Origin of the sequence: Pseudomonas fortuita, from assembly GCF_026898135.2 — a bacterium.
Lineage (GTDB): Bacteria > Pseudomonadota > Gammaproteobacteria > Pseudomonadales > Pseudomonadaceae > Aquipseudomonas > Aquipseudomonas fortuita.
In genome coordinates this window covers 172,106-181,255 of the sequence record NZ_CP114035.2, presented here as the reverse complement: position 1 = coordinate 181,255, position 9,150 = coordinate 172,106, and the positions used below count along the sequence as shown (strand labels likewise).

The window sequence follows — 9,150 nt, the reverse complement described above, 5'->3', positions numbered from 1 at the left end:
CAGCCAAAGGGCCTTGTAGGCCTCACCTACACCGCTTGGCAGTACCATTGAACGCCAGGGCGAGCCGGCCCGACCTTAATGCCGGCACAGCCACCCCACCCACCACAAGGATGAAGAGAGCGCCGCGTGGAATCTGAAGTCAGTCGAGTCCAACTCAACCATGATCCACGCAGTCAGCATGACGATCCCTTGCTGGATAGCCTGCTGAGCCTGTGTGTCCTGCACCAGAAACCCGCCAGTCGGGTCATGCTGACCACCGGGCTGCCGCTACCCGCCCAGCGCCTGAGCCCCGAGCTGCTGCCCCGCGCCGCCGCCCGGGCCGGTCTGCAAGGGCGCCTGTTGCAGCGCAAGCTGGAACAGATCCCGAGCATCGCCATGCCTGCGATGCTGCTGCTAAAGGAAGGCCGCAGTGCCGTCCTGCTGGGCTGGGAGAACGAAGACACCGCGCGCCTGTTGCTCAGCGAGAGCGATGGCGGCGAGGTGCATGTAAGCCGCGAAGCCCTGCAAAGCGACTATAGCGGCCGGGTGTTCTTTGCCCAGCCGCAGCACAAGTTCGACGTCAACCACGGCAACCTCATCCCGCGGGCAAAGTCGTGGTTCCGCGATACCCTGCTGCGCAGCAAGTGGCTGTATATCGACGCCATCGCCGCCAGCCTGGTGATCAACCTGATCGCCCTGGCCGCGCCGCTGTTCGTGATGAACGTGTACGACCGTGTAGTGCCAAACCAGGCAACGTCAACGCTCTGGGTGCTGGCCATCGGTATCGCCGGCGCCTACATCTTCGACCTGATCCTCAAGGGCCTGCGCGGCTTGTGCCTGGACCTGGCCGGCAAGAAGACCGACCTGATCATCTCGGCGACGCTGTTCGAGCGCATCGTCGGCATGTCGATGAAATACCGCCCGGCCAGGGTCGGCAGCTTTGCCCAGAACATTCACGAGTTCCAGGGCCTACGCGACTTCCTCGCCTCACTGACCCTGACCAGCCTTATCGACCTGCCGTTCACCGTCCTTATCCTGATCGTCATCGCCATCATTGGCGGGCACTTGGTGTGGATCCCGATCATTGCCTTCCCGCTGGCCCTGGGCATCGGCTACGCCTTGCAACGGCCGCTGATGGCGACCATGGAACGGACCATGGCCCTGGCCTCCGAGCGCCAGTCCAGCCTGATCGAGACCCTCGCCGGCCTGGATGCGGTAAAGGTCAACAACGCCGAAAGCGAACGCCAGTACATGTGGGAGCAGACCCTCGGCACCCTCAGCCGCCTGGAACTGCGCGTGAAGGTGCTGTCGAGCCTGGCGATGAACATCACCCTGCTGATCCAGCAGCTGGCTGGCGTGGCGATGATCTGCGTCGGCGTGTACCTGATCATCGACGGCAACCTGAGCATGGGCGGCCTGGTGGCGTGCTACATGCTCAGCGGCCGTGCCCTCGGCCCGCTGGGCCAGCTCAACGGTTTGCTCGCCCGCTACCAGCAGGCCAAGGTAACCATGGTTGCCACCGACCACATGATGGAACTGCCGCAAGAGCGCAACTTCGAGGAGCGCCCACTGAGCCGTAAGGTACTGCAGGGCAGTGTCGAGTTCCGCGGGGTCGATTTCACCTACCCGAACCAGCAGAACATGGCGCTGAAAAACATCAACCTGACCATCCGCCCCGGCGAGAAGGTCGGCATCATCGGGCGCAGTGGTTCGGGCAAGAGCTCGCTGGCCAAGCTCATCGTCGGTCTGTATGAGGCCGATGGCGGCTCGCTGCTGGTCGATGGCGTGGACATTCGCCAAATCGACGTCAGCGAACTGCGCCACAACATCGGCTATGTACCGCAGGACATCCAGCTGCTGGCCGGCACCCTGCGCGACAACCTGGTCAGCGGTGCCCGCTACATCGAGGACGAGCTGATCCTGCAGGCCGCCGAGCTGGCAGGTGTGCATGAATTCGCCCGCTTGCACCCGGACGGTTACGAACTGCAAGTGGGTGAGCGCGGGCAGAACCTGTCCGGCGGCCAGCGGCAGAACGTCGCCCTGGGCCGTGCGCTGCTGCTCAACCCGCAGATCCTGTTGCTGGACGAGCCCACCAGTGCCATGGACAACACCGGCGAAGAGCGCCTCAAGCAGCGCCTGCAAGCGGTGGTGGAAGGCAAGACGGTGCTGTTGGTCACGCACCGCGCCTCCCTGCTGTCGCTGGTGGACCGGCTGATCGTGATCGATCGCGGGCAGATTGTCGCCGACGGCCCGAAAGCCGCGGTCATGGATGCGCTGAAGAAGGGGCAGATCAGTGTTGCATAAGCTGGATATTGGGCAATTCAAGGATGGCCTGCGGCGCTACTTCAAAGGTTCCGATTCACTGGGCGGGCAGCCGCTGCCAGAGGTCAACAAGGCCCTGATCGAAGATGCGCCGCGGGTTGTGCGGCTGACCATCTGGGGCGTGATCCTGTTCTTCGTGTTCTTGATCGTGTGGGCCAGCGTCGCCCCCATCGACGAGGTCACGCGGGGCGAAGGCAAGGCCATTCCGTCTTCCAAAGTGCAGAAGATTCAGAACCTGGAGGGCGGTATCGTCGCCGAAATCTTCGCCAAGGAAGGGCAAATCGTCGAAGTCGGCCAGCCATTGCTGCGTTTGGATGAAACCCGCTTCGCCTCCAACGTTGGTGAAACCGAAGCTGACCGACAGTCCATGGCTCTGCGGGTCGAACGCCTGAGTGCCGAGGTAGAGGACCGCCCGCTGAAGATCGACGAAGAACTGCGCAAAGCGGCACCAAGCCAGGCAGCCAGTGAAGAGTCGCTGTACCAGAGCCGGCGCCAGCAACTGCAGGACGAAATTGGCGGCCTGCAGCAGCAGCTGGTCCAGCGCCAGCAAGAGCTGCGTGAGTACAGCTCCAAACGCGCCCAGTACGCCAACAGCCTTGAGTTGCTGCGCAAAGAAATCGGCATGTCCGAACCGCTGGTGGCAACCGGCGCAATCTCCCAGGTCGAAGTGCTGCGCCTGCGCCGCGCCGAAGTGGAGAACCGTGGGCAGCTGGACTCCACCGCGCTGGCCATCCCCCGTGCCGAGGCGGCCATCCGCGAGGTGCAAAGCAAGATCGAGGAAACCCGAGGCAAATTCCGCAGTGAAGCGCTGACCCAGCTGAACGAAGCACGCACCGAGCTGAACAAGGCCACGGCCACCAGCAAGGCACTGGACGATCGGGTGCACCGCACCATGGTCACTTCGCCTGTACGCGGTATCGTCAAGCAGATGCTGGTCAACACCATTGGTGGGGTGATCCAGCCTGGCAGCGATATCATCGAGGTGGTACCACTGGACGACACGCTGGTCATCGAAGCGAAGATCCTGCCCAAGGACATCGCCTTCCTGCACCCTGGCCAGGAGGCAACCGTCAAGTTCACGGCCTACGACTACACCATCTACGGTGGGCTCAAGGCCAAGCTGGAGCAGATCGGCGCCGACACCATCACCGACGAAGACAAAAAGACCACCTACTACCTGATCAAGCTGCGCACCGACCGCAGCCACCTGGGAACCGACGAGAAGCCGCTGCTGATCATTCCGGGGATGGTGGCGACGGTGGATATCATGACCGGCAAGAAGACCATCATGAGCTACTTGCTCAAGCCGATCATGAAGGCGCGTTCGGAGGCGCTGCGCGAGCGCTGACAGACGAGATATGAATGCCCCACGGTCAACGCAACACCTGTAGGAGCGGGTTTACCCGCGAAGCAGGCAACGCGATGGATGGCACGGGCTTCGCCCGTGTTCGCGGGTAAACCCGCTCCCACAGGTACGGCGCTGGTGCCACGGGCAGCGTCGTATCTGCTGGGTTGTCGGTGGCCAAGTGTGATCAGCGCCAGGGCGCAGGTTCACCTACCAGTTGCCCCTGAATGCCGCCTACCCCCATCTCCTGTAACACCCGCCGCTCACCGTCTGTCTCGACCCGCTCAGCAATCAGCGGTAGGTCGATGCTGTGCGCCGCACGCTGGATCGCCTCGATGAACAGCCGCTTGTGCTGCTCATGGTCGATGTTGCGAATGTAGCTACCGTCAATCTTCAGGTACGCCAGGCCCAGGTGGGCCAGGTTGCCGATCATGCTGAAGCGCCCGCCAAAGCGCTGCAACGCTAGCCCGAAGCCCAACCCGTGCAGGCGCCGGGTGAGTTGTTCCAAGGCTGCCTGCTCAGGCAACTGTTCCTCGCCAATTTCAAAAACCAGCCGCGGGCCGAGCGCCGCATTCTGGCCCAGCAGTTCAAAGATGCGGTGCAGGGCCTTGGGATCGGCCAATGTAGCGGCGGACAGGTTCAGCGCCAGCACCTGGTCATGCCCACGCAGGTGCGTCAACACTTTCTCCAGCACCAGCACGTCCAGTCGCGGCATCCAGCCAAAGCGCTCCAGCCAGGGCAGGAAGCGGCCCGCCGGCAATGCCTCGCCCTGGCCATCCTGCAAGCGTGAAATCACCTTGTGGTGCAGTACCCGTTGCACCGAAGTGCAATCCACCACCGGCTGGAAGAACAGCTCGAAATGCCCATTGTTGAACGCCTGATCGAGACGCTCGTGCCAGGCGTGCTGGCTATCGGCAGCAACTGCAGCCACGCCTTGTTCAAGGCATACCCACCCTGGCGTTGGCTGGTTTTCGGCACGGGCCAAAGCCTCATCGGCGAGCTTCAGCAAAGCCTGTGGAGAATCGCCTGGGCTGAACGGCGCGAGGCCAATACAAGCCACCGGGTCGATATCACTGGCGCCCGTTTCGTGCAGGCTCTGCAGCGTTGCCTCCAAGGCCTGGGCAAGGTTTACCGCTTCTTCATGCACCATGCCCGGCGCCAGCACGGCAAACTCGCCACCGCGGCTGCGGGAAATCAGGTCGTTGGTTTCCGGGAAGCTGGCACAGGTGCGGCGCAACTGCTCACCCACGGCCTGCAACAACTGGTCGGTACGCTGGCCGCCAAGGCGTGCGTTCAGCCCCGCCAGCCCTTGGACACGCAGTAACAGCAGGTAGCCGGCGCGCGCGTCCTCCAGGTTGCTTACCCGGGTGTTCAACTGCATTTCGAAATAGCGGCGGTTCGATAGCCCGGTCAGGCTGTCCTGGTAGGACTCCGCACGCAGCCGTTCGCTGCGCTCGGCCTGCTCGGTGAACAGCGCCTTGAGCTTCTCGACCATCTGGTTCATCGCCTGCACCACACGGCGCAGCTCCGGTGTGCGCGGCAACTCAGGCAGGCTGAGGAATTCACGACGCGCAATGGCGTGGGATTGCTCGACCATATAGTCCAGCGGCCGCAACTGGCGGCGCAGCAGCAAGGCGCCGAGCACGGCGCTGGCCGCTCCGCACAGCAGCAACCAGCCCAAGCTGCCCAAGGCGCTTTGCCAGAGTTTGGCAATGGCAAACATGGGGTGGCTGATCACCTCTACCCGCGCGGCCTGTTGCCAGCCACGGCTGACGATGGCGTCGCCACCAGCGGCCTCAAGGCCAATCAGGTGCACGAACCAGGCAGGTACGCCGCCAGGGTCCGGCTCCGCGTGGCGCTCCACCAGCACGGCATTGGAGCCCAGATCGACGACCTTGATGCTCGCATAGTAACCACTGTCGAAGATCGAGCTGACCATCAGCTCGACCATCGCCGGGTCGTCGATATTCGGCGTCAGCGATAACGCCAGCGCGGTCGCTGCATCTTGGGCGTGCGACCGCAGCTGGTTGACGTACTGGCTGCGTGAGCTTTCCAGGCTGACCATGAAACTGCCACTGAAGGCGACTACCAGGAACAGGCAAATGGCCAACAGCAATTGTTTGAACAGTGACATCTGTGCTCCTTCAGTAAACCGGCTCGGCCGGGAACCCTTCGGCCTGCATTTTCTTCAGCAAATCCTGCCAGCGTGACAGCCGCTTGGTATCGCCGACCTTCTTGTTGCCTGTTGCGCCCGTCAGCCACAAGCCTTCGCCATTGAAAGCGTAAACCGGCAGCAGGTCGGTACGTTGGCTTGCCGGCTTGATGGCATCCATCAGGCTATCGAGCACCAAGGGCTGGGCCTGTGGGTTCGAATAATAAGTCAGGACCATGTGTGCCCGGTTCTGCCGCAACGCCTTGACGTAGGTGATGCGTAGTTTTTCGCTGGGTATACCCATGCGCCGCAGGCTGAAATATTTGGCGATGGCGTAGTCCTCGCAGTCCCCGGCACCTTTGATCAGTGCCTGCACCGGTGTCGCCCAGTAGTCGACCTCGTGCCACAGGTCGATGTCCTCTACATAGCGCAATTGCTGGTTGAAGAAACGGTTGACCACTTGCAGCCGCTCAAGCTCAGTACCCTGCTTCTGCGTGGCCATCAGGTTCTGCCACGCATCGATACGGCCCTGCCCGGCACCCAGAGGGCCATACAGGGCCTGCGACTTGCGGCTGATCTGGGAGAAATCCCAATCCGCGTGCAAGCCGCCCAGCAGCAGACTGCCCAGCAGCGCGGCAAAGCCGACACATCGCACAACGGTTTTGAACATCCAGGATATCGCCACTGCCAAGCCCTGTTCAGGCCAGTCGAAAGCAGCGATGGTGCGGCTTGCTACCGCAAAAAACAATGGCACCCTGCAATCATGCATCCGCCCGTCAGCCCGCCTACACTTTCTGTTTATATCCTTCTATAGCCTGCTTCCTTTGGCACGTGACTTCATCCACCATAGCCGCGCTTTTGGGGCGCCCGTTCCAATCCGGGCCTTGGTTTGACAACTCCCCCAAGCTGTTACTAGTGTCATTGGATCCAACTTTAGTCATCGTTGAGGCAGACGTCGCGTGGCCGAAAAAATCAAATTGAGCAATGTGCTGGTCAGCGAGCAGCTGTCGCCGCACCAGGCCCGTGCCGTGATCGAAGAACGCCTGCGTAGCGCCATCCTCGATGGCCGCCTGCCCCCTGGCACCGCCGTGCGACAACAAGAGCTCGCCACCTTGTTTGGTGTCAGCCGCATGCCTGTGCGCGAAGCCCTGCGCCAGCTTGAAGCGCAATCGCTGCTGAAAGTGGAGATGCACAAAGGTGCGGTGGTTGCGCCGCTGATCGGCGAGGATGCGGTGGATACCTATGCCCTGCGTGTTCTGCTGGAGAGCGAAGCGCTGCGCCAGTCTATCCCGCTGCTGGATGCCAGCGACATCGCCAGCGCACGTGGCTATATCCAGCAACTGGAGAACGAAACCCGCCACGCCGAAATCGGCCGACTGAATCGCTTGCTCCATATGACGTTGTACAGCAAGGCGTCGAACAGGAAGCTGTTGCGCCTGATCGAGGACGAACTGAACGAAGAAGAACGCTTCCTGCGTTTTCATCTTTCTTCCATGGGCTTGGGCAAGCTGACCCAGGACGATCACAACGCACTGGTAGATGCCGCCAGCGACAAGCTGGTGGACGAGGCGGTAGCGGTGCTGGAACGGCACCTCAATAGCGGGGCTTTGGTGATCCGCAACTATCTTGATACCCAGCGAGGGCGTTAGCCCGTAACTGGCCTTATGTGCGGGGCGAGCAGATGGGTTGCAAATTCAGCTCGCCGCGCCAACAATGAGACTAATTATCATTCATGTCCATTGATGCCAGCACCCTCCCCCTATGCCCAGCAATGACTCCGTGCAAACGCTCTACAGTGACCACCACGGTTGGTTACACGCCTGGCTACGCAGCAAGCTGGGCAATGCCGCCGATGCCGCAGACCTGGCCCATGACACCTTCGTCCGCTTGCTGCAACGCCGCGAACACCTGCAGCTAAACACCCCTAGGGCCTTCTTGCGCACGGTAGCCCGTGGGCTGATCATCGATCACTGGCGCCGCGAGGAGCTGCACCGGGCCTACCTGGAGGCATTGGCCCATGTGCCGGAAGCACAGTCTCCATCAGCCGAAACCCGCGAGCTGCTGCTGGAGTTGCTTGAACGTATTGCGCGCATGCTCGACGGCCTCAAACCCAAGGTACGTCGCGCCTTCCTCCTGGCCCAATGCGAGGGGCTGAAGCATCAGGCCATTGCCGAGCAGATGGGGATCTCAGTGCGTACGGTGGAGCGTTACATCGCTGATGCGCTCTACCATTGCTATGTGCTGCGCTACGAAGACGAGTGTTGAGCCAATGAGTGCCGCACGCCCTGATGCAAAAGCGGTCAAGCAGGCCATCCAGTGGATGCTGCGTCTGCGTGAGAGCGGGCATGAGCCGACCTTGCAGCAACAGTGCGCGCAATGGCGCAGTGCCCACCACGAACATGAGCAAGCCTGGCAACGGGTAGTGCACCTGCATCAGGACCTTGACCTGCGCTCGATCCCAGGTGCAGGGCTGGCGTTGCAGACCCTGGAAACCAGCCAGCAGCGCCTGCACCGCCGGCAAGCGCTGAAGCTGCTTGGCGGCGTTGTCATGGCTGGGTCGGCGGCATGGCTGGCCAAGGACCTCGATGCCATCAGTGCGTGGGCGTCGGACTATGCCACCGGCACCGGTGAGCGACGCGTCTTTACCTTGCCTGGTGGCTCACTGCTGCAACTCAATACCCGCAGTGCTGTGGACCTGGCCTTCAATGAGCAGCAGCGTATGGTCCGCCTGAAGCAGGGGGAGCTGATGATTACCTGCAACGCCCGGCATCCCGTACTGGTACAAACTCGCGATGCGCTGCTGGAAGGGTTCGAAGGACGCTTTGTAGCCTATCAGGACAACGACTGCACACGTGTCAGCGTCAGCCACGGCAAAGTGGCGATCCACCGACCTGGCAATGGTCAATTGCTGTGGATTGAAAGCGGCCAGAACTGGCGGCTGGATGCTGAGGGGGCGCACCCGCTCGCGCACCTGAACATGGATGCGATGGCCTGGACTGAAGGGCTGATCGTTACCCAGGACATGCGCCTGTCCGACTTCCTCGCGCAGGTCAGCCGTTATCGCCATGGTTACCTGGGCTGCAGCGACGAGATCGCCGATCTGCGCCTGTCGGGGGTGTTCCGCCTCGAAGATCCGGAACGTTTGCTCCAGCTGCTGCCACAGACACTGCCCGTTAGGCTTCGTCACCGTACACGCTGGTGGGTACGTGTAGAGAGCATGACCTGACAACGCCTTGTTGATTTATGGCGGGTTTTCAATCGCGGTCCGGCTAGGACAGTAAGCGACACCTTCTGCCCTCAACTCTTCAACGGACCCTGCATGCCTATCAACCCGGTGGTAACCGACACTTCC

The 9,150-nt window shown here is 61.8% G+C and carries 7 protein-coding genes; 5 read left to right on the top strand and 2 right to left on the bottom strand.

The genetic code is table 11. From position 1 onward, the window contains the following. Nucleotides 1-126 precede the first annotated feature (126 nt). The gene (locus tag OZ911_RS00880) at nt 127-2,283 is read left to right on the top strand and encodes a type I secretion system permease/ATPase (RefSeq protein WP_016484320.1); all 2,157 of its coding nucleotides are present in this window, start codon (nt 127-129) and stop codon (nt 2,281-2,283) included. Then, entirely contained in the window at nt 2,273-3,649 is a 1,377-nt protein-coding gene (locus tag OZ911_RS00875) for an HlyD family type I secretion periplasmic adaptor subunit (RefSeq protein ID WP_016484319.1), read from the top strand. Before OZ911_RS00880 ends, OZ911_RS00875 begins: the two co-directional genes overlap by 11 nt. A gap of 184 nt (nt 3,650-3,833) precedes the next feature. On the opposite strand, the gene lapD is transcribed toward OZ911_RS00875, so the two are convergent. Beyond that, nucleotides 3,834-5,780: a cyclic di-GMP receptor LapD gene (gene lapD, locus OZ911_RS00870; protein ID WP_023047374.1), complete on the bottom strand. Its 1,947-nt coding sequence runs from the start codon at nt 5,778-5,780 to the stop codon at nt 3,834-3,836. A 10-nt stretch (nt 5,781-5,790) separates the two neighbouring features. After that, the gene (gene lapG, locus OZ911_RS00865; RefSeq protein ID WP_172901719.1) at nt 5,791-6,552 is read right to left on the bottom strand and encodes a cysteine protease LapG; all 762 of its coding nucleotides are present in this window, start codon (nt 6,550-6,552) and stop codon (nt 5,791-5,793) included. 205 nt (nt 6,553-6,757) lie between these two features. Here lapG and OZ911_RS00860 point away from each other — a divergent pair, with 205 nt between their 5' ends. The 3 genes from OZ911_RS00860 to OZ911_RS00850 all read left to right on the top strand — a co-directional run bounded on the left by OZ911_RS00860 (nt 6,758) and on the right by OZ911_RS00850 (nt 9,024). After that, on the top strand, nt 6,758-7,447 hold the full coding sequence (locus tag OZ911_RS00860; protein WP_016484316.1) for a GntR family transcriptional regulator: 690 nt from the start codon (nt 6,758-6,760) through the stop codon (nt 7,445-7,447). Nucleotides 7,448-7,559: 112 nt separating this feature from the next. Further along, on the top strand, nt 7,560-8,063 hold the full coding sequence (locus tag OZ911_RS00855) for a sigma-70 family RNA polymerase sigma factor (RefSeq protein WP_016484315.1): 504 nt from the start codon (nt 7,560-7,562) through the stop codon (nt 8,061-8,063). A gap of 4 nt (nt 8,064-8,067) precedes the next feature. After that, nucleotides 8,068-9,024, top strand: coding sequence for a FecR domain-containing protein (locus tag OZ911_RS00850; RefSeq protein WP_016484314.1), 957 nt, complete (start codon nt 8,068-8,070; stop codon nt 9,022-9,024). Nucleotides 9,025-9,150 lie beyond the last annotated feature (126 nt).

Excerpts from the sequence above, each read along its gene's own strand:
- lapD (WP_023047374.1), bottom strand. The coding sequence starts at position 5,780 with ATGTCACTGTTCAAACAATTGCTGTTGGCCATTTGCCTGTTCCTGGTA.
- OZ911_RS00855 (WP_016484315.1), top strand. The coding sequence starts at position 7,560 with ATGCCCAGCAATGACTCCGTGCAAACGCTCTACAGTGACCACCACGGT.
- OZ911_RS00850 (WP_016484314.1), top strand. The coding sequence starts at position 8,068 with ATGAGTGCCGCACGCCCTGATGCAAAAGCGGTCAAGCAGGCCATCCAG.